At 40.2% G+C, this 23764-nt stretch carries 20 protein-coding genes and 1 tRNA gene; 20 read left to right on the forward strand and 1 reads right to left on the reverse strand.

Annotated features, from left to right (window positions below; all coding sequences use genetic code 11):
* Positions 1-55 precede the first annotated feature (55 nt).
* The 7 genes from JFT56_RS13305 to JFT56_RS13335 all read left to right on the forward strand — a co-directional run bounded on the left by JFT56_RS13305 (position 56) and on the right by JFT56_RS13335 (position 8411).
* Positions 56-131: transfer RNA gene (locus tag JFT56_RS13305), tRNA-Arg, on the forward strand.
* A 210-nt stretch (positions 132-341) separates the two neighbouring features.
* Positions 342-1205: a hypothetical protein gene (locus JFT56_RS13310; protein WP_198780547.1), complete on the forward strand. Its 864-nt coding sequence runs from the start codon at positions 342-344 to the stop codon at positions 1203-1205.
* 143 nt (positions 1206-1348) lie between these two features.
* Entirely contained in the window at positions 1349-1537 is a 189-nt protein-coding gene (locus JFT56_RS13315; protein WP_198780548.1) for a helix-turn-helix transcriptional regulator, read from the forward strand.
* A 228-nt stretch (positions 1538-1765) separates the two neighbouring features.
* On the forward strand, positions 1766-2086 hold the full coding sequence (locus JFT56_RS13320; protein ID WP_198780549.1) for a hypothetical protein: 321 nt from the start codon (positions 1766-1768) through the stop codon (positions 2084-2086).
* Complete coding sequence (locus JFT56_RS13325; RefSeq protein WP_198780550.1) at positions 2079-3998, forward strand: replication endonuclease; 1920 nt, start codon at positions 2079-2081, stop codon at positions 3996-3998. The genes JFT56_RS13320 and JFT56_RS13325 overlap by 8 nt, the downstream gene beginning before the upstream one ends.
* A 118-nt stretch (positions 3999-4116) precedes the next feature.
* Positions 4117-5076 carry a Hachiman antiphage defense system protein HamA gene (locus tag JFT56_RS13330; RefSeq protein ID WP_233095518.1) on the forward strand — a complete coding sequence of 320 codons (960 nt, stop codon included), beginning with the start codon at positions 4117-4119 and terminating at the stop codon, positions 5074-5076.
* A gap of 2 nt (positions 5077-5078) precedes the next feature.
* Entirely contained in the window at positions 5079-8411 is a 3333-nt protein-coding gene (locus JFT56_RS13335) for a DEAD/DEAH box helicase (protein WP_198780551.1), read from the forward strand.
* 25 nt (positions 8412-8436) lie between these two features.
* Here JFT56_RS13335 and JFT56_RS13340 read toward each other — a convergent pair whose 3' ends face one another.
* A complete protein-coding gene (locus JFT56_RS13340; RefSeq protein WP_198780552.1) occupies positions 8437-9765 on the reverse strand; it encodes a tyrosine-type recombinase/integrase in 1329 nt (442 codons plus the stop codon).
* A gap of 234 nt (positions 9766-9999) precedes the next feature.
* Between JFT56_RS13340 and JFT56_RS13345 the strand changes: the two genes are divergently transcribed.
* The 13 genes from JFT56_RS13345 to JFT56_RS13405 all read left to right on the forward strand — a co-directional run bounded on the left by JFT56_RS13345 (position 10000) and on the right by JFT56_RS13405 (position 23622).
* On the forward strand, positions 10000-11298 hold the full coding sequence (locus JFT56_RS13345; protein WP_198780553.1) for a motility associated factor glycosyltransferase family protein: 1299 nt from the start codon (positions 10000-10002) through the stop codon (positions 11296-11298).
* Positions 11295-11564 carry a hypothetical protein gene (locus JFT56_RS13350; protein ID WP_198780554.1) on the forward strand — a complete coding sequence of 90 codons (270 nt, stop codon included), beginning with the start codon at positions 11295-11297 and terminating at the stop codon, positions 11562-11564. The genes JFT56_RS13345 and JFT56_RS13350 overlap by 4 nt, the downstream gene beginning before the upstream one ends.
* Before the next feature lie 173 nt (positions 11565-11737).
* A complete protein-coding gene (locus JFT56_RS13355) occupies positions 11738-12928 on the forward strand; it encodes a UDP-N-acetylglucosamine 4,6-dehydratase (RefSeq protein ID WP_198780555.1) in 1191 nt (396 codons plus the stop codon).
* A 30-nt stretch (positions 12929-12958) separates the two neighbouring features.
* Positions 12959-14116, forward strand: coding sequence for a LegC family aminotransferase (locus JFT56_RS13360; protein ID WP_198780556.1), 1158 nt, complete (start codon positions 12959-12961; stop codon positions 14114-14116).
* Positions 14109-15266: a UDP-N-acetylglucosamine 2-epimerase gene (gene neuC / locus JFT56_RS13365; protein ID WP_198780557.1), complete on the forward strand. Its 1158-nt coding sequence runs from the start codon at positions 14109-14111 to the stop codon at positions 15264-15266. Before JFT56_RS13360 ends, neuC begins: the two co-directional genes overlap by 8 nt.
* Before the next feature lie 7 nt (positions 15267-15273).
* Positions 15274-16347, forward strand: a complete 1074-nt coding sequence (neuB, locus tag JFT56_RS13370) for an N-acetylneuraminate synthase (protein ID WP_198780558.1) — start codon at positions 15274-15276, stop codon at positions 16345-16347.
* A complete protein-coding gene (locus tag JFT56_RS13375) occupies positions 16340-16978 on the forward strand; it encodes an acetyltransferase (protein WP_233095519.1) in 639 nt (212 codons plus the stop codon). The genes neuB and JFT56_RS13375 overlap by 8 nt, the downstream gene beginning before the upstream one ends.
* Before the next feature lies 1 nt (position 16979).
* A complete protein-coding gene (locus tag JFT56_RS13380; RefSeq protein ID WP_198780559.1) occupies positions 16980-18038 on the forward strand; it encodes a nucleotidyltransferase family protein in 1059 nt (352 codons plus the stop codon).
* Positions 18035-19015 carry a Gfo/Idh/MocA family protein gene (locus JFT56_RS13385; protein WP_198780560.1) on the forward strand — a complete coding sequence of 327 codons (981 nt, stop codon included), beginning with the start codon at positions 18035-18037 and terminating at the stop codon, positions 19013-19015. Before JFT56_RS13380 ends, JFT56_RS13385 begins: the two co-directional genes overlap by 4 nt.
* Positions 19012-19710, forward strand: a complete 699-nt coding sequence (locus tag JFT56_RS13390; protein WP_198780561.1) for a cytidylyltransferase domain-containing protein — start codon at positions 19012-19014, stop codon at positions 19708-19710. Before JFT56_RS13385 ends, JFT56_RS13390 begins: the two co-directional genes overlap by 4 nt.
* Positions 19704-20462, forward strand: a complete 759-nt coding sequence (locus JFT56_RS13395) for an oxidoreductase (RefSeq protein ID WP_198780562.1) — start codon at positions 19704-19706, stop codon at positions 20460-20462. The genes JFT56_RS13390 and JFT56_RS13395 overlap by 7 nt, the downstream gene beginning before the upstream one ends.
* Before the next feature lie 219 nt (positions 20463-20681).
* Positions 20682-21005, forward strand: coding sequence for an acyltransferase (locus JFT56_RS20110; RefSeq protein ID WP_269819989.1), 324 nt, complete (start codon positions 20682-20684; stop codon positions 21003-21005).
* A gap of 109 nt (positions 21006-21114) precedes the next feature.
* A complete protein-coding gene (locus JFT56_RS13405) occupies positions 21115-23622 on the forward strand; it encodes a 6-hydroxymethylpterin diphosphokinase MptE-like protein (RefSeq protein ID WP_198780564.1) in 2508 nt (835 codons plus the stop codon).
* The last annotated feature ends 142 nt before the right edge of the window (positions 23623-23764 follow it).

Here is a 23764-nt window from a genome sequence, read left to right on the forward strand (position 1 = left end):
CCAATTAAATCATAAGCCTTTTAATCAGAGATAAAACCAGTATAATCACTGTCGTCTCTTCATAGCTCAACAGGATAGAGCAGCCGCCTCCTAAGCGGCCGATCGGGGTTCGAGTCCCTGTGGAGAGACCATAAGTCACTTTTTATCTATAAAATTCAATAATTTACGAAAAACAAAAAATCCTGTGCCGCCTATGTGCCGCCATAGGAATGACGTTTTTTAGAATTTTTTTTCGTAACATTTTCAAAAATCCCCGTTTTGCCCTGTTCATCTCAGTTATGGACAATTACCTTCGTTTAACATAGTTTTCTATGTAAGATTTCGCATGGATTTAACCTTATATGGATGAACTTTTAAAGTCGTTAGTAAATACTGATGACATAGTATTGCTGCTTGCTCACACACCTCACCAGTTACGCCCTTATCTGCTTGCTGTGCAGCAATTCAATGAAAACCCACTGCCGAAATCAAGTATCGAAGTGATCAATGGGATACATCATTTCTACAACCTTGATATTCCGTTTACACAGGGCATACCTGTAATTCATTCAGTAAAGAAACAAGATAACTTGGTAAGGGAACTTGCTAAAATTGATGGTATTGAAGGAGTAATCAGACAGCAGCAAGTGCAAAGCACCAAAGAATATACAGCCCTATTTAATCCTCTGTTAGCACTTGCACCAATTTCAAATTTAGATCTGGTTCGCCAATTTGATGAAGCTTCAACACTTGTTGAAGCATTCGTGCCATACAAAATAACCGATCACGAAATCAACCTTCTACCAAACTGTATCCCCGACACGCTCAACATTCTCCAATCTGCCCTTGCATGCAAAATGGCAGGGCTAAATTATTCAGCGATACTTTTAATTCAAAAATTCATTGAAGCTCAGTTGGTTGAAATGAATGAGGGATATCAAACATTACTTACACGAATAACCAAACAAAAAGGCCATCTTGAGAAGTTGAAGAACGCAGCAAAGAAAGGGGGCAAAAAAAGACAAGAGCCATCCCAGAAAACTAAAAATCAAGCTATTGAACTCTTTTTAGCTGGTGAGTACAAAAACTACTCTGTCGCCGCAGGTGAATTATTCCCTCAAATTCAAGAGATTGGGAAGGAAAATGGCTTTCCTTTCAATAGTTATGTAAACGGAATTAGAACGGTTACAGATTGGCTTCGTTCAACTAAAAGATATTCAAAATAACAACATAAAATTGCTCGTACTGAACTCCAAAAAAATACATTCAAGCAGGCTGCATGTACATCCAAGCAGTTTGATTGTACATACACCATAACCCCTCACGATTATCTTAACTCCTGACAAATCTACTTTAATCAGGAGTTACCATGAACGATCTATTACTTAGCCCGACAGAGGTCGCCGAATTTCTCGGCGTCACCATCGGCACTCTATCCGTTTGGCGATGCACTGGCCGCTATCCTTTACGCTTCGTTAAAGTTGGCCGCTGCGTGAAGTACCGTCAAAGCGATGTTGAATCCTTCGTTAACGGGAGGGTTTATGAACACACTCTTTAATTCTCTATGTGCGATTTGTATTTATGTTGAGCTTTGGCGTCTTCGTCATGACCTAACAGAAACAACGCCCATTACGTTACATAACGAGTCCATGTACCCGTTAACGGGTACAACCCTCATCATTTATGAAACGTACCCGTTAACGAACACTGATACCGTTAACGGGTTCAGTGAAAAGCTCAACGACTCAAACCAGAGCATTCCGTTACATAACGAGGAGGCAAACTAATGACAGCGTCCTCATCCACACAATCAACAATTCAACCAGCAACACAAAAGCTAACGGCAGAGCAACTTGAATTCGCACTATGGCTTGCACAAGGCAATTACGCTTTTTGCTGTATCGAAGTCTGCCAAGACATTGGCAAAGTCGATGGCCTAGAAACCTTTAACGGTCACTTTCAAAAGCGCACATTGTTTCGGTTAAAACGTGAAGGGCTACTCACAGAAAGCACAATATTTGAGATGGGTATTCGTTGGCAAAAGCTCACGCTTAACGAGCGAGGTAAGCAATTACTGACTAACAGCGAGGTAAAAGCACATGCTTAATGTTCATGAACACGATAAGCAATGGCTAGACAGTAAACTCTACGGCCTGCCCTCACCTCATCGTATAGCGATTATGCGGCAATATCGTAGCAAGCCAAACCGCCGCGAGGCCAATTTGAGCGTGCTACACCTGACTAAACGCATTGCCGCCGTTATGGGTAAAGACAAACATTTTTACCACATCAATATTGAGCAGCAAGATATAAGCGCAAAGGCAAAGCAACACGCCCGCCGCTGTATACAGATCACAGCGCAAGCAGAAGGTAAGGAATTACTCACTATCTACAACACGCTATTACATTACATGGCGTGCTATAGCATTAAGCCGCCAAAACTGAGCGAGACAATTATCAACCATCTTAAGTTGGACACACTTGATGAGATTGAGCTTGCCCAAGTCTATGGCGTACTCGCCCGCGCTGGCGATGAAATTTGGTGGAAACGGAAATTAAGAAAACAGCGCAATCTGCAAATTGAAACCATTTCACGGGAACTCAATTTGGTCAGTAAACAAAAAGGCATTTATGCCAGTCACATTACCGTCAGCAATTTTCAGACCCAATGGCAGAGCAATCAACAGCTTTTAGAAAACACCATAGCCACCAACGAACACGGCTATAGTGTAAGTCTTGCCGAATTATCCAAACTCAATGTCTCTAATCCCGTCATTCGCAAGGCCGAGTTGATGGTTCGCATCCGTGGCTTTGAAGATTACGCCAAAGAAATGGGCTATAGCGCCCTATTCTTAACCATGACAACACCGTCTAAATACCATCGCTGTTTTGCCAGAACGGGCGATGAAAATCCCAATTGGAACGGCGCAACCCCACTCGATGCCCAAGAATACTTAAATCGCACCTTTGCCCGCATTCGTGCCGACCTTGCCCGAAAACAAGTCACCCCATTTGGCTTTCGTGTGGCAGAACCACACCATGACGGCACCCCGCACTGGCATTTGTTGTTATTCGTCCCTAGCGAGCAACAGCAAACCTTAGTCGATACCTTCACACACTATTGCTTAGAAGAAGATGGTGATGAGCAAGGCGCTAAGGAGCGCCGCTTTAAGGTGGAATATATTGATCCAGCCAAAGGTTCTGCCACTGGCTACATAATGAAATACATCTACAAGAATATTGACGGAGAAGGCATCGAATACGACAGCTACGGCAAAGATGCCTCAAGCTCAGCAATCAGGATAAAAGTATGGGCGTCCTGTTGGGGCATACGGCAGTTTCAACAAATTGGTGGCGTTAGCGTTACCCCTTGGCGCGAGTTAAGACGCCTAGACGCAATTAAAGATCCGTCACTTGATTGGATAGAGGCCATCCGCCAAGCAGCCGACAACAGCAACTGGGCTTTATACACTCAGCTTATAGGCGGCGTGTTTTGTAAACGTGTCGATCAAACCATTCGTCCGCTATATAAAATCCAAACCAGAGCGCTCCAAGCCAGTACCATCCGCAGTGGAGTAACTAACACACAAAGCAAGCCAATTGCCGCATTAATCCAACAACAATCCCGAAACGCATTGCAGGAATGCGGGAATAGCCAGAAAAAATGCGGAAATCATCCCGAAAATTCCGATAATCTATTACAGGGCGATTTCAGGAACATGCAGGAACCATCTCGGGAATTTCAGGATTACGATTCAGAAATGCAGGAAATCGTTTCAGGAACTGTTGCAGGACTTTCGGGATTAGATGCAGGAATTGCAGAAACCAATACCGAAATTGCCCCTGAAAACTATCAGCCACTCAAAACCAATCGCTACGGCGATGCTGCACTAACCCAGCTAAAGGGGATTATCTCTTTCGGCGTAGAGATCATCACCCGCGTCCACACTTGGACGCTGGCCACAAAGTCTCAGGTTCAGAAAAACGCTTTTTGCTCTCACTTGGAGTTCTGTCAATAAGTGTACAGACCATGTAGAACCGCAAACCAGCAGTGACACAAGTCATTTAAAAGCCGGATGAAAGACGGTAATATCTGTACTAACCAAAGGAAACCAACCTATTGCTTAAGGATAAGTAATGGCTTCTCTTTCGCAGCCATGTGCAGCCAATCCGCGCACAGTAACTAACAGCGTTACTGACTTCCATACCGATTTAATGGATACTATCCCCTTAGGCAGAACGATAGCATATGGAAATGGAAACTTTATGGTTACAAGAAACAAAGCTACGGAACAAAGCAAACTCATAGGTGAGCACCCAAATTCTGGATTCTTTTTTGATTGGTTTAAATGTGAAGATACCCCTGCGACAGCCCATAAGAAGCATAGAAAGCTTACCAACAAAGGGATTAACAGAGCTACTTTGATTGATCATTTGTCTCAATGGATAGTTAAACATCATGTGACTGAAGCACGCATAGCTAGAATAGAGAGGAAAAAACAGCTCTTAGATAAGCATGGTTTCACTCAATATATGGAAGGAAAAATTCCGTTTCCAATTAGGTCGGAAACAACACAGAAAGGTAATTTGGGTGAAATTATTCTTGCGGAATACTTGACTGAAACATCAGGTTTAAAAATCCTCGTACACAAATTAAGATACAATCCAAACGTAGAGCAATCGATGAAAGGGGACGATTTATTACTTTTTGATAAAAATAATATTCAAAATAAAGTAATAATGGGAGAAGCTAAGTTCCGTACAGCCAGAAGCAAACAAGCTTTAGATGATATTGTTAAATCCTTATCTAAAAAAAACCTTCCTATATCTTTGACTTTTGTAAGCGATAGATTGGAGGAAATGGGAGATATCAATTTGGCAAACGAAGTTGATGAGTTAGTAACAAAAATTCACGCAAAAAAAACACCAATTACGTATGTTGGTTTTTACCATAGCGATGCTTTTATTCATAAGACGATAGAAAAGCACTTAGCCTCTGATAATAGTAACCTGATTATAGTTTCTTATGGCGAAGAAAATCCGGCTAAACTGATACGTGATAGCTTTAAAGAAGCATTAAGAATGGTGATGGAATAAATATGGATATTGAAAAAGCACATGAACTTTTTGACAAACTAGAAAATGACGGATTTGCTCAAAGTTTGATAGCACAATCTAATGCGAAAAATATTTTGTTAGCTGTAAAAGAAAATGAAGCCAACTTTCCAAAATTTACAGATGAGTTAACTGATCGGGTTAATGGGGTTGCGTTTTCATATTTAGCAATAGGCTGTGCTATATCGGAGAAAAGTGAAATCAATGACGTTGCCATAAAAGCTTTTGAGAAAGCTGGCGACATTATTCATCACACACACTCACAGAACACAGAAATTAATGAGCAAAGTAGCTTTTACTTGATCGTGAGCAGTCTATCTTTTTATCTATCATCTCAATATTCAAAATCTTTCGTAGCAATCAGAAATATCAACGATGAATCACCAATAAAAAAGTTATTAAGCAATTTTTTAAAAAAAGACTTTCTATCACTGATTCATGAAATCAACAAAATCCAACTTAATACAGAATATCAAGAAATCTCTGAGGATGAATTAATTCAAAACAACAAAAATTATGTTTTTATCCTATCCAAGTCGTTAAATTTAGCGTTAGAATATATTTATTCCGGTAACGAAGAGTTTCTCCACCTTGGACAAGAATTTCTAGCAGATCTGAAAGAGTTGGCATCTATAGATGAAGAACCAGCGATCTGGTGGCTATCAAGATTGTTAAAATTATTATTTAGCGTCTTCAAGAAGTATGCATTTTGGAATGTACTACCAAGCTTAATTAATAGTGACATTACAGATACTTATGTGGAGCAACTAGCATTGCGCTCACCTCCAATTACAGAGCTTTTCTATGCACAATATAATGCTCTGAAGGCTATGCAAGAAAAAAAAGATATTGTTCTTAGCCTTCCAACAAGTAGCGGTAAAACAAGAATAGCTGAAATTGCAATATTGGAATCATTGATTGATAATCCTTATTCTAAAATACTATACCTTGCTCCATTCCGTTCACTATCTTATGAAGTTGAAGAATCAATGGAGAAAACACTGGCTCCTTTAGGTTTTTCTTCCACATTTTTGTATGGCGGTGGACAGTTTAGCAAGCTTGATAAGACATTAATTGAAAACTCAAATGTAATCATTGCAACACCAGAAAAAGCCAAGGCAATTGTCAGAGCAGATGAGGATATCGCAAATCAGGTTAGTTTACTTATTGTCGATGAAGGACATCTGCTTGGTGCAGAGGAAAGATTAATTAAAATCGAGTTATTCCTTGAAGAGCTAAAGCATCATATCAATAAAAATAATGGCAAAATCATACTCCTCTCTGCTGTACTACCGAATGCACATGATATTGCCCAATGGATAGCCGAAGATAGTGATAGCGTTTACGAAACCAATAAGACAATAGCAGACAAACGATTTGGATTAGTCAAATGGACTAACGCAAACAATGTAACAATTGAATGGCGAGGCGAACCTGCCTCATTTAACAATAATTTTATAGAGAAATTCCTACCTCCTCGAGCAAAAACCAAATACTTTCCAAATGATAAAAATGAAGGTATTGCTGCAACAGCATTAAAGTTGTCTAAGCTTGGAACCGTTTTGATGTTTATTGCTCAGGCCAGATACGTTGTTTCTTCAGCTAATAGAGTGCTAAGAGCTATGGGAGGAACTCCAGAATTACATATTTATAAAAACAAGGAACTTTTTGAATTATTTAGACTTGCATGTGACGAGGCAGGTGTTAGTGAAATATATAATTTAGCTCGATACGGAATTCTATGCCATCACGGTAAGATACCTACTGACGTGCGAATTTTCATTGAAAAATTACTTCGTTTAGAAAACGTAAAGGTTATTGTTTCGACAACTAGTTTAGGTCAAGGAGTAAACATTGGCATATCAACCGTAATTTTTGCTGATGTTTTTTTAAACCATCAAGAAGAAACCAGAATTGGATCAAAGGACTTTTGGAATATAGCCGGACGAGCAGGGAGAGCATTCACAGATATAGAAGGTAAAGTTTTGTACTGCATTGATGAGACTAATTGGAGTCGTGAACGAGATCTCAAATTATGCCATGAATACTTTACCCCATCAAAAATGGAACGGGCAAAGAGTGGATTACTAGCAATAGTTAAACTCCTAAAAGATATATCAAAGAACTTCAGCGTTGATTTTGACTTATTGTTGCAATTGGTAGCAAACAATGACTTTTCATCTCTATCAAAAATAAATACTGATTATTCAAAATTCTTAGAAGAAGTTTTTGACTGGCTAGATGATACGTTACTAGCATTAAATTATAAGAAGGAATCAAATAACCAAAAAGATCCATCAGCTTGGATTGACGATGTATTTAGGCATTCACTCGCTTTCATTCAAGCAGAACAGGACAACGACGTATCTCAAGAAGAAGTTATCAAATTCCTTAAAAATAGAAATAAGGCTGTACTAAAAATTGCTGGCAGTTACGTGAATTGGGAAGGCATGGTTAAATCTGGCATTCCCTTAAGTTCCTCAAAATTACTAGACGATTATATTGAACCAATAAAAGAGAGAATAAGTAACTTCAAGAGTACTGAAGGGAGTGCAGCTGACATAGCAAGTTTTTCAAAAAGTATCGAGGAACTGATTCAGCAACTTCCTACAGTCACTTTTAAGCACGATTATGAAGAAAATGAGTTGGATGATGTTAGGTTAAAATGGTTTAGTGCGACTCCACTATCTGAAATATCTACTCATGATAATGGTCAAGACATTTGTGTTTCTTACTTTTCAATGACGCTTCCTTGGGCGCTCAACGCAATTACAAGAAAACTTATCGATTTAGACCTTACAGAGGAAGCAGAGATACTAGAGGAGCTAGCGCTATTTTGCGAAATAGGTCTTCCGAATATGGATGCGGTGCAGATTTACTTGGCAGGATTAAAGTCACGAGTTACAGCATTCGATCTTTCTTGTGTACTTCAAGGAAATCTAAAAAATTTGAATAAGTCAAAGTTATTAAAATTAATCAAAGAAAACAAACCTGTGATTGAATCATTTTGCAACGATATAACTAATAGATGGGTGGAGTTATTTACTAGAGAAAAAGAAAGTATTATTGAAAGTAGACCTTCTCACATTAGTAATTTTACATTAAAAAATCATAACTTTATCAATGATAAATTAAATGTTCGAAGCCTGAATAGCCGTCTTTTTTTATGCAGCCCAGACTTTTCATACAAAATCCCTATAACTTCTACCGATAAGCTCCCTTTTCAATCAGTTACTAATAACCCAAAATTTTACTTTGAAAAAGAGGTTTCACATTGGACTATGAAGGTTAGAGGTGAATCTAAACACCACGAATAATAAACTACCAAACTATAAGTTTCATTTATTCAAAGTACACTCTAGAGTTCAGCTCTCTCCTCTCCCCCTTTGAGAGCTGTTCTATCTCCCTCACCAACCTATCAACTTTTGACTCCTGCTGCGTAGCGCCCAATAGCTGCGCAGTAGTAATGCCTAGCTCATGCCTTACCTGCTCAATATCCAAATGGGCATAGGTGCTGGCAGTAATGCTAATATCACTATGGCCCAGCAGCTTACTGGTGGTTTGAATATTGCCGCCACGCATCACGCTCCAACTGGCAATGGTTCGCCGCAAGTCATGGATAGTGACATTATCCTCTTTTGCCGTTACAGACCTTTCAGGACTCCGCAGCCCTGCCCGCTCAGTGATGCGATACCAGAAACTCCCCTTACCCGCGTTTTCGGTGATATGGCCTGAATGACTGCGCTCGGCAGGGAATACATATTTGTCCCCCTGCACCGCCTCATTACTACGCCGCTCAAGAATTGCCATCACCTCTTTAGTGAGTGGCACGGCATGGGGCTTTTTCGATTTAATCTTGCTGGTCGGGATAATCCACACCCCGCGCTGATGGTCTATCTCGCGCCACTCCATACTGAACACGCAGCTTTTACGCTGACCCGTTAGCAGCAACAGCATGACCACATCACGGTAAAGTGGTAGCTCAAATTCTAACGACTCAAGCAATGCCCGCACCTCATGCTGATTCAAAATCCGCTCACGCTTCACCGCCGCCAATTTTTTGATGCGGCCAAAGGGATTGATTTGTTGCTCGTTGAACATCGACTTGAGCAAGGTCAGGCATTTGTTACGCACAGCGGCAGAGTTTTTGGTGATGATCAGTTTAAGCAGGTTTTCGGCTTCGACAGCGGTAATGCTTTCAACGGGTAAATGGGCAATGCGCGGCTGAATATGGTTCTTCCATGTGGATTGAATATCCTTAAGGGAATTGAGTCGCCGCTCACCCGTCTTAATTTTGACCATAAACTCAGCTTCAAAGGAATCAAACAACTGTTGAACACTGATCGCTAGGGCTTCTTTGCGCTCAGCCTCTTGTTTTGCAAGGCGCTTTGCCTCATTCGGATTCACCCCTTCGGCCAAGTCTACGGCGATATACTTAGCCTGCTTACGGGCGTTCTCAATGGTTAAATGCGGGAACTCCCCGATCGTCACTGTGACGTCTTTACCTAAATGCTTGCGGCGAAAGCGAAAAACCTTTTTTCCCGATGGGAAAACATCTAAGATTAAGCCATTAATTGAGTCTCGATGGCCAAAATCGGCGATTCTGAAGCGTTTTTGACCGATTTCGAGCTGTTCGAAAGCACGTTTTGTGAAGCTTGTTTCAATGCTCATAATGACTTAGCCTTAAATCCTGTGCCGCCTATGTGCCACCATAGGGATTAATTTAGACTAAAATACAGTAATTTTGGTTAATGTCAAAATCGCACGAAGCACACTTAACACCATGTTTTATAATGATTTATTAATTTCAGATAATTTTCGTTAATGTCGCGAACTGTCTCCTGTGGAGAGACCAGTTTGCAGGCTTCTCTTGATAAATTAAAAATACTTTCAAGGATACCGTTAATGACTGTACTTTTTGATGACAATTTAGAAGTTATAAACAGACGTTGGCCATTACTAAGTCAGGTACTAAACACTGCTTCAGTCTCAGATTTAAATGCACATTTAGTGCAAGGTCGTGAGCAAACCATTAGCGTTAATGGTATCCAGTTAAGTAGTCGTCATAACCGTATTGCAGAAGCACAGCTTTTAATTGGCCAATTGCCAAGAAATTGTAGCAGGGCGACGGTTTATGGCGTCGGTATGGGTGATGTACCCACAATTCTCGTACAAAACTCTACTATAAAACGCATTAACATATGTCTGCTTAACGTGAATCTGTTTGCCCTATTATTGACTTACACCGATCAAAGAGAATGGTTAAGCGATCAACGCCTAGAACTGGAATATCAACCTCAACAAAACCGATTACCGCAACACTATATCGCGATTACACCTGAATTATTACTGAGCAGTGATGAAAATGCTAGGCTGCGTGACTTACTCGCATTTAATAATAACATTACCTATGCCAATAAAAAGCATAAAAATGTTGATGCTAAACTTAAGCAACGGATGATAGAAAATCTTGCTACAATAAAAAAAGACAATGATGCTGCCGATTTAAGCTCCTACTACCAGCCTAATAAGACCTTAGTTATAGCTACAGGCCCAACATTAGAGCAACATTACACCTATCTGAGAGTGCAACGGGCGTTGCCAGAGTCGACTAGACCACTAATGATTAGTGTTGACACCGCATTAAAAGCGTTACTCAATGAAAATATTATCCCTGATATTGTTGTTAGTCTAGATCAACATATGTCACGACAGCTGTTACCAGACAACATCCCCGCCAGTGTGAAACTAGTCTATTTCCCCAAGTCACGACAGGATGTATTGCAATGGTGGCCTGGACAACGTTTTGCCGCCTATTCGCTGAGCCAAGTCTATGATGAGTTATACCAACTAGCTCCAAAATTACGCTTATTTACTAATGGCAGCGTAATTCACCCTGCCATAGATTTAGCGGTACACCTAAAAAGTCAAACTATTATCTTATTCGGTTGCGATTTTAGTTATCCGCATAATAAGACTCATGCCTTCTGGCAAGACGGCGAGTTGGGCATATCTATAGCCCATGCAAAAAAACACTGGGTAATGAATGGTTATGGGGAAAAAGTTGCAACTGATCTTAGTTTTCGAGGATATTTACTAGCATTAGAAAATTATATTTATTCTAAACCACACGTAACATTTTATAACGCAAGCTTAGATGGCGCCACCATTAATGGCGCTCCATATCAGGAGTGTAAGTCATGAACAATAAACAAATTGACATACTCACCATGAAATTAATATCTACTGCTAATAAGTTTCGATTAGGCTATGAAGCCGATGGTTCACATGACTTTGCTCATTGTATAGACCTGCTTAACCCCCTGCTGCCGGAACTAACAAATGCAGTGACTGTTGCACAATTATTTCGTGAAATGCTTGCAGAACAAGAACGCCACGACTGGCTTGCTTTAGCTGACAGTCTTGAATATGACTTACCTCTGCTTTTAAAAGTGTCTTTTAAACCATAATCACACCGCACTTATAGTAATCTGGTCCATTTTTTGCATTTATTTTATGCAGTAAGTCGAACTAGATTCATCATGTGAATACAAAAATAAGATAAAATTTAGTTTTCTGTATAGTAACTTAGATTTTCTGGCTCAATTTTGCATATGCATATCCAACACCAATAGGATCCCCAATGACGGACATTTTGAAATTGATAGGAAGGGAGAGCGCACTTTTCGTATCAGACATCAGCCATCATAATCCCTTGTTAAATCAAGAGGTCAATCGCTCACGTTTTCTCGTTATCGGTGGCGCGGGCTCTATTGGTCAAGCGGTTGTTAAAGAAATCTTTAAACGCTCTCCGCTCAAGTTGCATGTTGTCGATCTCAGTGAGAATAATTTAGCCGAGCTGGTCAGGGATATACGTAGCTCCTTTGGCTATATTGCGGGTGACTTTCAAACGTTTGCCCTTGATGTCGACTCCATTGAATATGATGCTTTCATCGCTAGAGATGGCCAGTATGATTATGTCCTTAATCTCTCAGCACTTAAGCATGTAAGAAGCGAGAAAGACCCCTTCACTTTGATGCGCATGATTAACGTCAATATTCTTAATACTGACAAAACGATTAAGCAATCGATTGCCAATGGGGTTAAAAAATATTTTTGTGTTTCTACCGATAAAGCGGCTAACCCAGTGAATATGATGGGAGCATCAAAACGTATCATGGAAATGTTTTTGATGCGCGGCAGTGAACAGTTGGCTATTTCTACTGCACGGTTTGCCAATGTTGCCTTTTCCGATGGTTCTTTACTGCATAGCTTTAACCAACGAATGTTAAAACAACAACCCATAGTTGCACCTACTGATGTGAAACGCTATTTTTTGACGCCTCAGGAGTCTGGAGAGCTTTGTTTGATGTCGTGTATTTTCGGTGAAAATAGAGACATTTACTTTCCCAAGCTCGATGAGTCACAACACCTTATCTCCTTTGCCGATATCGCAACCCGCTACCTGTTAACTCGTGGTTATAAAGCCTCTATTTGTAACAGTGAAGATGAGGCAAGAGAACTCTCATTTACTTTACCAGCCAAAGGGTTATGGCCGTGCTATTTCAGTGTTAGTGATACCTCAGGTGAAAAGGATTTTGAGGAGTTTTTCACGGAAAAAGAGACTCTGGACATGAATAGCTTTGCTGAATTGGGCATTATCAAAAATGAGCTCCAGTACGATGCCAAGTTAATCGCGTTTTTCGAGCAGAGTATTCAAACTATGCTTTTAGAAAAATCATGGACTAAAAAACAGTTATTGGATCTTTTTTTGTTAATGTTACCCGATTTCGCCCATAGGGAAACGGGAAAGTCTCTCGATGAAAAAATGTAAAATTCGCTAGATTTTAAAGGTAGCAATCTAATGTGGTCATTGATTGAGTTTATTCGCGACACTTATCAAACCAATGAGTTTATTCCCTTACATGCGCCAACTTTTCCAGGGAATGAGCAAGCTTATGTGGCAGAGACTATTACTAGCACTTTTGTGTCTAGCGTTGGTCGATTCGTAAACGATTTCGAACGCAAAATAGAAACCTTTACCAAATCACCTAAAGCGGTTGCGACCTCTAGTGGTACGAGTGCTTTGCATACGGCCCTGTACATGGCTAATGTTAAACGCGGCGATCTGGTTATCACACAAGCGCTCACTTTTGTGGCTACCTGTAATACCTTATATCATCTAGGTGCTGAACCCATTTTTATCGATATTTCAACAACAAGTCTCAGTCTATGCCCTCAAGCTGTCGCCGTTTATTTAGCCGAAAATGGCATTATCGATGAACACGGAAAATGCATCCATAAAAAAACCGGCCAAACAATAAAAGCGCTATTGCCGATGCATACTTTTGGCCATCCAGCACAACTGGATGAATTACTTAAGATTTGTCAACAATGGAATCTGGTCTTAATTGAAGATGCGGCAGAAAGTTTAGGTTCTTACTATAAGGGAGCACACACAGGTACTATGGGGGATTTTGGCGCACTGAGTTTTAATGGCAATAAAATCATCACCACTGGCGGCGGAGGTATGTTATTAGCCCGCAATAAAGTCAGTGGCGAGCGAGCAAAACACATTACAACAACCGCGAAGGTGCCCCACCCCTATGAGTTTTACCATGATGAGGCGGGGTTCAATTATCGAATGCCCAATCTAAATGCGGCCCTTGGCTGCGCCCAAATGGAAAGCTTACCTCTCTTTATTGAGCAAAAACGAGCACTGGCACAACACTACCAAGATTTCTTTAGCAACACCGAATGGCAGTTTGTGAATGAACCCGATTATGCCAAGTCTAATTATTGGCTTAACGCAATTATTTGCCCAGATTTACGCCGTCGTGATGAAATATTAAAAGCGACTAATGATGCGGGTGTGATGACCCGGCCGGTATGGAAATTAATGCATAAACTGCCGATGTTTAAAGATGCAATGCGTGGCCCAATGGACAATGCTGAAATGCTTGAATCCCGTCTCATTAATCTTCCAAGTACTCCAATTGCGTTAGGGTCTCATCATGCATAAAAAAATTGCGGTGTTCACCGGAACCAGAGCTGATTACGGACTCCTATATTGGTTACTTAAAGATATCCAAGAGAACGCAACGCTGACTCTACAACTGATCGTCTCTGGTAGCCACTTATCGCCAGAATTTGGCAATACCTTTGAGCAAATTGAAAGGGATGGCTTTTCCATTGATGAAAAAGTCGAAATGTTGTTGTCATCCAATTCAGCGGTGGGCACAGCCAAAAGTGTAGGACTTGGAATTATTGGCTACGCCGAGGCTCTCGATAGGCTCAAACCCGATGTGTTGGTGATACTAGGTGACAGATCTGAAGCGCTTGCCATCGCCCAAACTGCAGCAATCCTAAAAATCCCCCTATTGCACATACACGGTGGCGAGATCACAGAAGGCGCCTACGATGATGCGTTTCGACATGCAATAACCAAACTCAGCCATATCCACTGCACGGCAACAGAAACCTACAAGCAACGCGTTATCCAGATGGGTGAAATGCCAAACAGTGTCTACAATGTTGGCGCTATTGGCTTAGATCACATTCGTCGCAGTACATTAATGACGCCTGAGCAGTTATCATCCGATTTGAATTTTGACTTAAACCATCCATATTTTTTAGTTACTTATCATCCAGTTACTCTGGCTGATGAACCCGCTATTGAGACATTCAATGCCCTACTAACGAGCCTAGAACAGTTTCCCCAGCATAATGTGATTATCACCTATCCCAATGCCGACAATGGCAGCAGGGAGATAATCAGTTTGATTCAGGACTATGCACGGCAAGCTAAGGGGAAAGTGTTAGCAATAGCATCTTTAGGTCAACTCAGATATTTAAGCTGTGTGAAATATGCCACCGCAGTGATAGGAAACTCTTCAAGCGGCATTATTGAGGTCCCCTCATTTAATGTCCCAACCGTCAATATTGGTACCAGACAACAAGGCCGCCTTGCAGCCCAAAGCGTTATTCATTGTCAACCCGACTCATTATCTATTACAACGGCGATAAATAAGGCAGTTTTACTATTACCACAACTGCAATTGACCCCAGTTACTAACCCATATGGACAGGGCCAGGCGAGCCAATTAATTGTTAAGCTATTGACAACTACGCCCCTAAAACCCACCAAATCTTTTTATGATCTTAAGGTATAAAAATATTATGACGCTAATTATTGCTGAGGCGGGAGTCAATCATAATGGTAACGAAGCATTAGCAATTGAGCTGATTGATGCTGCCCATAAAGCAGGGGCTGATGCAGTAAAATTTCAAACGTTTAATGCTAAAAACTTAGTGACCGAAAGCACACAACAAGCCGCTTATCAGGTCGCGAATACCCAAAAAATAGAGCCGCAACTTGCGATGCTAAGTCGATTAGAGCTGAGTTTTGAAACTCATCAGCATTTGATCCGCTATTGTCAAAAACTGGGGATCCAGTTTTTATCTACCGCATTTGATTCTGAAAGTTTGGCATTTCTTGTCGATACACTGCAACTCAAGACGCTCAAAATAGCATCGGGTGAAATCACCAATGCCCCCTTTTTACTTGAGCATGCCCGTACTGGCTGTGATCTTATTTTATCCACGGGCATGTCAACCTTAGCTGAAGTTGAAGCGGCATTGGGGGTCATTGCCTTTGGCCTAACATCCCCTCTCAACACGCCCCCGGATCTCCAAGCTTTCCAAGCCGCCTATGCCTCGACCCAAGGCCAACAGGCATTACAAGCAAAGTTAACCTTACTGCATTGCACAACTGAGTATCCGGCTCCCTTTGATCAAATCAATCTTAAGGCTATGGACACTTTAGCTTCGGCCTTCTCTTTACCTGTCGGGTATTCAGACCATAGTCAAGGGATCACTATCCCTATTGCAGCCGCAGCACGGGGCGCGTGCATTATTGAAAAACACTTTACGTTAGATAAGGAATTACCAGGTCCAGATCATAAGGCCTCACTAGAACCCCATGAGCTTAAGGAGATGGTGACTGCGATTCGCACCGTTGAGCGGGCAATGGGTAATGGTATAAAAACGCCTCAGCCCGCCGAACTGACAAATCTAACCCTTGCAAGAAAAAGCTTAGTCACTACGACAAGCATAAAAAAGGGCGAGCAATTTTCAGTCAACAATCTTGCGGTCAAACGCCCAGGAACGGGCACAAATCCATACAAATATTGGCAAAAACTCAATACATGTGCAGAGCGAGATTACCAGTCAGGTGAGGTGATCTATGACTAAACCTATCATAATGGTTGGTTCTGGCGGACATGCCAGTGTATTAACAGAAATCTTACTGCAACAAGGTTACACTTTGTTAGCTGTGGTTAGCCCTAGCAAAGACCGTAGCCCGCTCTTTAGCAATATACAACACTTTGATTCTGATGATGATATTTTGCAATTTCCTTGTAATGAGATTAGATTAGTCAATGGTTTAGGCTCTTTACCAGGGCAACATTTACGCCATAAACTATTTGCTCACTTTACTCAGCTTAATTATGAATTTGAATCCGTAATATCTAAGCATGCGATGTTATCGTCATATGCCACTATTGGCGCTGGCGCACAAATTTTAACTGGGTCTATCATACAAACGGGTGCAAGCATTGGCAGAGGTACAATAATTAATTCAGGCGCAATCATTGAACACGATTGTGATATTGGCAATGACTGCCATATCGCCCCAGGTGCAATTATTTGTGGCGGAGTTCATATAGGCGAACGCACTCATATTGCTACGGGTGCCAATGTGATACAAGGTATCTCAATAGGTAAAAATTGCATTATCGCGGCAGGAGCCACAGTAACTAAAGATATGCCCGATAATTCGATAACTTATGGATACCGCAGTAATATAAAGGAAAGGTCATAATATGAACCCAATATTGAGTAAAGTGACAATATCACCTGACAAAACACTTCGTGATGCCTTACAACTGATTAACTCACAAGCGCTCCAAGTTGCATTAGTGACTGATGAAAATGAACGTTTATTAGGCATCATCACCGACGGTGATATTCGAAGAGGTTTACTCAATAACCTATCACTTGATGCCCTTGTGACCGAAGTGATGAACACCAATCCTAAGACCGCTTCCCCTAACACCTCAAAAAAGAAACTGCTGCAATTAATGCAACAGTACAGTGTTCTATCTATTCCGCTCGTTAAAGATCATATTCTTGTAGGATTAGAGACCTTAAAAAGTGCACAACAAAAAGCGCATTATGAGAATCCAGTGCTTATCATGGCGGGAGGCTTTGGAACACGTCTAAAGCCCTTAACTGATAAATGCCCCAAGCCTATGCTTAAGATTGGCAATCGCCCCTTGCTAGAGATTGCGCTCTTTAATTTTATTCAAGCTGGTTTTACTAATTTTTATATTTCTACCCACTATATGCCAGAACAAATTGCATCGTACTTTGGAGATGGTAGTCGGTGGAATGTAAACATTAACTACGTCCATGAAACGACACCATTAGGAACAGGTGGAGCCGTCGGCCTGCTTCCAAAAGACCTTTCACCATTACCCACAATTGTGATGAACGGTGACATTTTAACTAAAGTCGATTTTCAACACTTACTTAAATTTCATGACGACAATAATGCCGATGCAACTATGTGTGTTCGAGAATATGACTACCAAATCCCCTATGGTGTGATTAGTGGCACAGGAAATCGTATTACAGAAATGGTTGAGAAACCCGTACAACGATTTTTTGTTAATGCCGGTATTTATGTTATAAACCAAGATATTATAAAAAGCGTCCCCGCAAACACTCATATTGATATGCCAACACTGCTAGAACAAAAAATTGCAGATGGCGGACAAGTTCTTATGTTTCCTATCCATGAGTATTGGCTCGATATAGGGCGTATGGATGACTTCAAACAAGCCCAAATTGATATTTGTGCTATCGGTTTTGAACAATGAATACACTCGCTGTGATTGGACTGGGTAACATAGCCAAACGTCATAGACAAAACCTAAAAACACTTTACCCACAAGCGAATATTATTGCGCTTTCTGCAAGTGGAAGAGTCGCAAATCAGCCAATAGAATTTGCTGATCTTGTACTCTCTAATATAAACGAGCTAATCGACTACAAACCAGAACTGGTGATTGTCGCCTCCCCTGCTTCGTTGCATGAAACCCATGCCACGACGTTAATGACACACAATATTCCCGTATTGATAGAAAAACCATTAGCCGCAGAACCAGAAAGTGCGGAGCGTATTTTAGCCCTTGCTCAAAGTCACAACAGTCTAGTTATGGTGGGGTATTGTCTGCGATATCTCAGTTCTGCAATCGTTATCAAACAACTATTATTAGAAGATCTTATTGGCAAAATATATAACTGCTCCGCGGTTGTAGGACAATATTTGCCGGACTGGCGCCCGAATAAACATTATTCTGAGTCAGTCTCTGCCCAAAAATCCCTTGGTGGTGGTGCCCTATTAGAATTAAGTCATGAGTTGGATTATCTGCATTGGTTATTAGGCCCATTAAACCTCAACTACGCACAGCTAAGGACGACAAATGAGCTCACATTGGAAGTGGAAGAAATTGCAGATCTCATTTTAACCAGTCAGCAGGGGACTGTTTGCTACATCCATATGGATTTTATTCAGAAACAAGCTCAACGAGAGTGCACTTTTATCGGCTCTAAAGGCAGATTACATTGGGATTTAGTCGCCAATACAATCCGTCACTATAATTCAGAGGGGACTCAGGTTTTATATTCACAACCTGAATGGAACAAAAACCAAATGTACCTCAATATGGTGACAGAATTTGTGTCCCATATTCAGCATAAACAACATACAAATACTTCTCTAATAGACGCACATCAAACAATTCGCTTAATCGCAAAAATTAAGCAGCAGGCAGAGTGGGGAGTCACTCAATGACACGATACGCCTTTATTTTCGCTCGCGGGGGCTCAAAAGGACTTCCAGGAAAAAACATTAAAGACTTACTCGGTAAACCTCTTATTGTTTATTCCATTGAAACCGCACTGCAAACAGCGAAAATTGATAAAGTTTTTGTCTCAACCGACGATGAACAAATTGCGACCATTGGTTTAGCCGCAGGTGCGGAGATCATACCCAGACCGGCACACTTAGCCACAGATAAGTCACCAGAATGGCTTTCTTGGCAGCACGCTATCGACTGGGTAAACCATAAATATGGCAAATTTGAGCAATTCATCAGTTTACCCGCAACAAGTCCATTACGAAGTGTGGAAGATGTCGAATCTGCGATGAATAAGCTTAATAGTTGTAAGGCTGATATTTGTATCTCCACCACTCCGGCAAATCGTAGCCCATACTTTAATATGGTCAAAGAAACAGCATCCGGTAATGTTGAATTGGTCAATGCGCCTTCAACGGAAGTATATCGGCGGCAGGATGCCCCACAAGTTTATGATATTACTACTGTTGTTTATGTGGCAAAACCAAGCTACATTCAGAGAGTCAACAATCTTTTTGCAGGTAATGTCGCGCATATTATCGTGCCTAAAGAGAGAGCGGTAGATATCGATGATATTTATGATTTTAAGCTGGCTGAAGCCATTTTAAGCAGCAAAGGACAGTTATGCTAACGGGAAAAACAATACTTATCACAGGTGCCGCAGGTTTGCTCGGCTCCCAAGTGACGGCATCTATACTCGCCCAAGGCGCAAAAGTAATAGCGGTTGATCGTTCAAATTCAGCAATGAGGCATAAGTTTCAAGATCTCATTCAGAATTATGGGAATTCGTTAACCTTAGCTGAACTAGACATTACAGATGAAGTCGCGGTGAAACAGTTTTTTTCAGGCCTTAATGAACTTTCTGGCGCGGTTAATTGTGCCTATCCTCGAAATGCGCAGTATGGCACTTCATTTTTAGAGGTCAGCCTAGAGAGCTTTAATGAGAATCTATCACTACATTTAGGTTCTTCATTTCTGTTTATGCAGCAATGTGCAGCCCTATTTGTCAGGCAACAATCACCCATGTCGGTAGTCAATATTTCATCAATTTATGGTGTTGTAGCACCAAAATTTTCGTTATATGAAGGCACCCCAATGACTATGCCAGTTGAATATGCCGCTATCAAATCAGCCCTACTACACCTAAGTAAATACGTAGTGGCATTTATTAAAGACAGTCGCTTTAGGATCAACAGTATCAGCCCTGGAGGCATTTTTGATAACCAACCTGCTTCATTTCTAAAGGCATATCAAGACTCAACAAATGGCCATGGAATGTTAGCCCCGAATGATATTGTTGGTTCAATAACATTTTTATTGTCACAACAATCTCAATATATTACTGGGCAAAACATCACTATTGATGATGGGTTCACATTATAAATTATGCTAAAAAAACTTTGCTATTGGTTAAAAGTAAAACGCATTGGGCCAGACATACCTCTGACTCATTTGCTTTTACACTCTAAGCGCCTTGGTAGATGGTTGTGTCAAAATAAATTTGCCAAATTTGGCCATAACAGTGCAATGAGACCAGGCAGTTATGCTATCTGCTGTGATCATATTAGTATTGGCGATGAAGTCGTACTTAGACCAGGAACTATGCTTTTTGGATCCGAACACGGCGGTAACTCGGTCAACATCACTATCGAAGATTTTGTCCTGATTGGTTCTGGTGTACATATTTATACCTCTAACCATGAATTTGCCGATCCGAATCAAGCCATTTTCTTTCAGGGACATAAGCCTGTAGAGCCCGTACTTATCTGTCGAGGCGCATGGATTGGGGCCAATGCTATTATTTTACCTGGGGTAACAATCGGTACAAATAGTGTAGTAGGAGCGGGCTCTGTGGTCACCAAAGACGTGCCACCCAATGTCGTTGTTGCAGGGCAACCAGCGAAAATAATTAAACATATTAAGTAATTAGTTAAATATAGTGATTAATTTGGCAGTTTAAGTAGCTAAAAAATAGAGAACATTATTTTATCACTATATTAATTTTCATAGAAAAATCGATTTTAACGAGGAACTGATGAGTTTACATAAATCTAATATACAAAACACTTTCTCTATCAGTCGATTTAATGAGTATTATCTCCCAAGTGTGAATCGGAGTATGTTTGAATCGATTGATTCAAAAACTCAATACGATAAAAAATTCAAAAATGACTTCGCCAAAGAAAATATGTTACAAGTCGTTACCGGATTAGACTCTGGTTTACTGGTAAACTATCTTCTTGAACAAGGCATACCTAAGGGCAGCATTTTTATTTTTGTTGAATTAGATGAGGTGCTCAACCTCCTCAACATTGATATCCCCAAAGAAATAGAAAATCAATTATTTATTTATAATTATGAAGACTTCCAAGAGAATTTCTCCTCTGATACATATGGAGTCTATATACTTAAAAATCACTTTAAGCATTATCGAAGCTTAGGCGCGACATCAAGCCACCTTCCAGAATACAGTATTCTTAATACTCAAGTTGTCAAAATTCTAGAGGCTAGCTACTTAGAGCAAAGAGTAAACTCATCCCAACAAAAATACTTTGAAGAACAATTTAAAAATATTTCTGAAAATGTGCTCCCAGCGTCCCTATTAGCAAATAGATTCACTGGGCATACTTGTCTAATCGTTGCAGGTGGTCCTTCATTAGATGATCACATAAACTGGATACGATCTCACTCTAAGCATCTCTTTATCATTGCGGTATCACGTATTGCAGGTAAATTGTATAAAGCTGGGATCACGCCTCATATTATTGTATCAGTAGATCCCTATGATTTTAGTTTTGAAGTCAATAGAGATATGATGCCCCTTGCAAATTCCAGTTTATTTGTAAACTCTTTTCATGTGAATTCCAGGCTCCTAGGCCAATGGCAAGGAAAAAACCTTTTCATGGATAATAAATATCCTTGGCAACTGGAAGACAAAGAAAATATTGAAACAATAGGACCAACAGTAACTAATGCTGCCGTTCATCTGGCAACCAAGATGGGCTTTTCAAGCATTTTACTCACGGGAGTTGATTTATGTTTCACCAATACAGGTTTTACACATACCAAAGATTCTGTTGAATCGGCCCTTGGACCTAATTTGGGGATCATGGGTGAATGGATAGATACCTATGGTGGAGAAAAAGCTGAAACTGTTACCCAACTAAAATTGGCTATTGAAGCTTTAGCTGTAGAAGCTAATATAAATCCTGATATTGAGTTTATTAATCTGTCACTGAGTGCCGCTAAAGTAAAAGGCATGGAATATAAAAATACAGAACATATAAACCTACAGACCGAAGTGCCCTCTCCCCTTGAGTTACTTGACTGGGTACCTCACTTTAGTTTGGAAGATAAAAAGCAAGATAATCTTATTTCTAAAAAAGAAATAAATGGACTTATAACTACACTTAGTAAGATTGTCACTTTATCTAAGGATATTTTAGATTTAAGCCAACAACTTAAAGATCAAACAAAACCACCTCATGCAGTACAAAAAATATTCAATAAAATTGATTTTATTGATAAAAAAATAAACAAAAGTCACTCTGGCATAGTTAAATTAATCAAAACCTATGGTTTTTCAGAGTTTTCTGCCTTTCTAACCACCAAAAAGACCGAGGAATGGGATACTTTACATGTGTTAGATATGACCGAAAACTACTATAAAGCATTTATCAGTATCGCAGAGCAATTAATACGACTAGCTCATGATAGTCAGGCAAGATTAACTCATAGAATTAATGAGTTATCTCAAGATGTCGATCTAGAACCTCTAGTACAATTTTGGCGCACTGAAAAACAACATGGTCGCATCAATATATGGTTAGAAAATCACCCAAATTGGCAAGAGCATCAAAAATTTAAGCAGAATTCTCAATTATTGGAAGAATATCGCCATCTTATACAATCAGTTCGCGATGAATACCAAGAACAACTCACTGTCATACCTGAGGAATACATAGAGAACGTCAAAGAGTCGGCCTCGATGGAGAATGTCTTCGAAAAGATAATTGTGCTTATTAGAGACAATGATCATACTGGCTTGGTCAAGATGACATTAAATCTAAGAGAGTTAGCTAAAAAAGATGAAGCCGCTAAGCGTCTCTATCATCTTGCATATAGTCATCAGCTACTTTTAGAGCAGAAAGAAAGTGAAGCACTGCTAGTTTTACTCGAATTAGATGAAAACTTACAATCTGAAATTGAGTTAAAGCAGATCAGTCTACTCGCATTAAGACAAGGAAAAATAGACATTGCTGAGTATGCGATAGCGAAATTAGCTGAAAACATTGATGAATACATTCCTCAATATGCCCACATATTAAAGCTACAAGGGAAACATCAAGATTCTATTAATTTATATTTAGATTATTTAGAAAAATACCCTAACGATATCTCCACATGGATTAAGTTCGGATTATTTATGATTGATATTAATCAATTCGCTAATGCTGAAACCGCATTTAATCAAGTGCTACAAGCCGATCCTGACAATCGGGTTGCACACGAGTATATCAACTGGTTGCAATCACATATTTAAGCATTGAAATATAGACTCTTTTGCTAGAAAGCCAGATTTACTCTGGCTTTTTATTCACAAAAATAACCTATTGAGTATAATACAGCGTCCATAACAACTGCTGAAAATCAGCTTCCATCATTATATCACCAGCAGGAGAATT

Origin of the sequence: Shewanella putrefaciens (genome assembly GCF_016406305.1) — a bacterium.
Classification (GTDB): domain Bacteria; phylum Pseudomonadota; class Gammaproteobacteria; order Enterobacterales; family Shewanellaceae; genus Shewanella; species Shewanella putrefaciens_C.

Excerpts from the sequence above, each read along its gene's own strand:
- JFT56_RS13310 (WP_198780547.1), top strand. The coding sequence starts at position 342 with ATGGATGAACTTTTAAAGTCGTTAGTAAATACTGATGACATAGTATTG.
- JFT56_RS13315 (WP_198780548.1), top strand. The coding sequence starts at position 1,349 with ATGAACGATCTATTACTTAGCCCGACAGAGGTCGCCGAATTTCTCGGC.
- JFT56_RS13320 (WP_198780549.1), top strand. The coding sequence starts at position 1,766 with ATGACAGCGTCCTCATCCACACAATCAACAATTCAACCAGCAACACAA.
- JFT56_RS13325 (WP_198780550.1), top strand. The coding sequence starts at position 2,079 with ATGCTTAATGTTCATGAACACGATAAGCAATGGCTAGACAGTAAACTC.
- JFT56_RS13330 (WP_233095518.1), top strand. The coding sequence starts at position 4,117 with ATGGCTTCTCTTTCGCAGCCATGTGCAGCCAATCCGCGCACAGTAACT.
- JFT56_RS13335 (WP_198780551.1), top strand. The coding sequence starts at position 5,079 with ATGGATATTGAAAAAGCACATGAACTTTTTGACAAACTAGAAAATGAC.
- JFT56_RS13340 (WP_198780552.1), bottom strand. The coding sequence starts at position 9,765 with ATGAGCATTGAAACAAGCTTCACAAAACGTGCTTTCGAACAGCTCGAA.
- JFT56_RS13345 (WP_198780553.1), top strand. The coding sequence starts at position 10,000 with ATGACTGTACTTTTTGATGACAATTTAGAAGTTATAAACAGACGTTGG.
- JFT56_RS13350 (WP_198780554.1), top strand. The coding sequence starts at position 11,295 with ATGAACAATAAACAAATTGACATACTCACCATGAAATTAATATCTACT.
- JFT56_RS13355 (WP_198780555.1), top strand. The coding sequence starts at position 11,738 with ATGACGGACATTTTGAAATTGATAGGAAGGGAGAGCGCACTTTTCGTA.
- JFT56_RS13360 (WP_198780556.1), top strand. The coding sequence starts at position 12,959 with ATGTGGTCATTGATTGAGTTTATTCGCGACACTTATCAAACCAATGAG.
- neuC (WP_198780557.1), top strand. The coding sequence starts at position 14,109 with ATGCATAAAAAAATTGCGGTGTTCACCGGAACCAGAGCTGATTACGGA.
- neuB (WP_198780558.1), top strand. The coding sequence starts at position 15,274 with ATGACGCTAATTATTGCTGAGGCGGGAGTCAATCATAATGGTAACGAA.
- JFT56_RS13375 (WP_233095519.1), top strand. The coding sequence starts at position 16,340 with ATGACTAAACCTATCATAATGGTTGGTTCTGGCGGACATGCCAGTGTA.
- JFT56_RS13380 (WP_198780559.1), top strand. The coding sequence starts at position 16,980 with ATGAACCCAATATTGAGTAAAGTGACAATATCACCTGACAAAACACTT.
- JFT56_RS13385 (WP_198780560.1), top strand. The coding sequence starts at position 18,035 with ATGAATACACTCGCTGTGATTGGACTGGGTAACATAGCCAAACGTCAT.
- JFT56_RS13390 (WP_198780561.1), top strand. The coding sequence starts at position 19,012 with ATGACACGATACGCCTTTATTTTCGCTCGCGGGGGCTCAAAAGGACTT.
- JFT56_RS13395 (WP_198780562.1), top strand. The coding sequence starts at position 19,704 with ATGCTAACGGGAAAAACAATACTTATCACAGGTGCCGCAGGTTTGCTC.
- JFT56_RS20110 (WP_269819989.1), top strand. The coding sequence starts at position 20,682 with ATGCTTTTTGGATCCGAACACGGCGGTAACTCGGTCAACATCACTATC.
- JFT56_RS13405 (WP_198780564.1), top strand. The coding sequence starts at position 21,115 with ATGAGTTTACATAAATCTAATATACAAAACACTTTCTCTATCAGTCGA.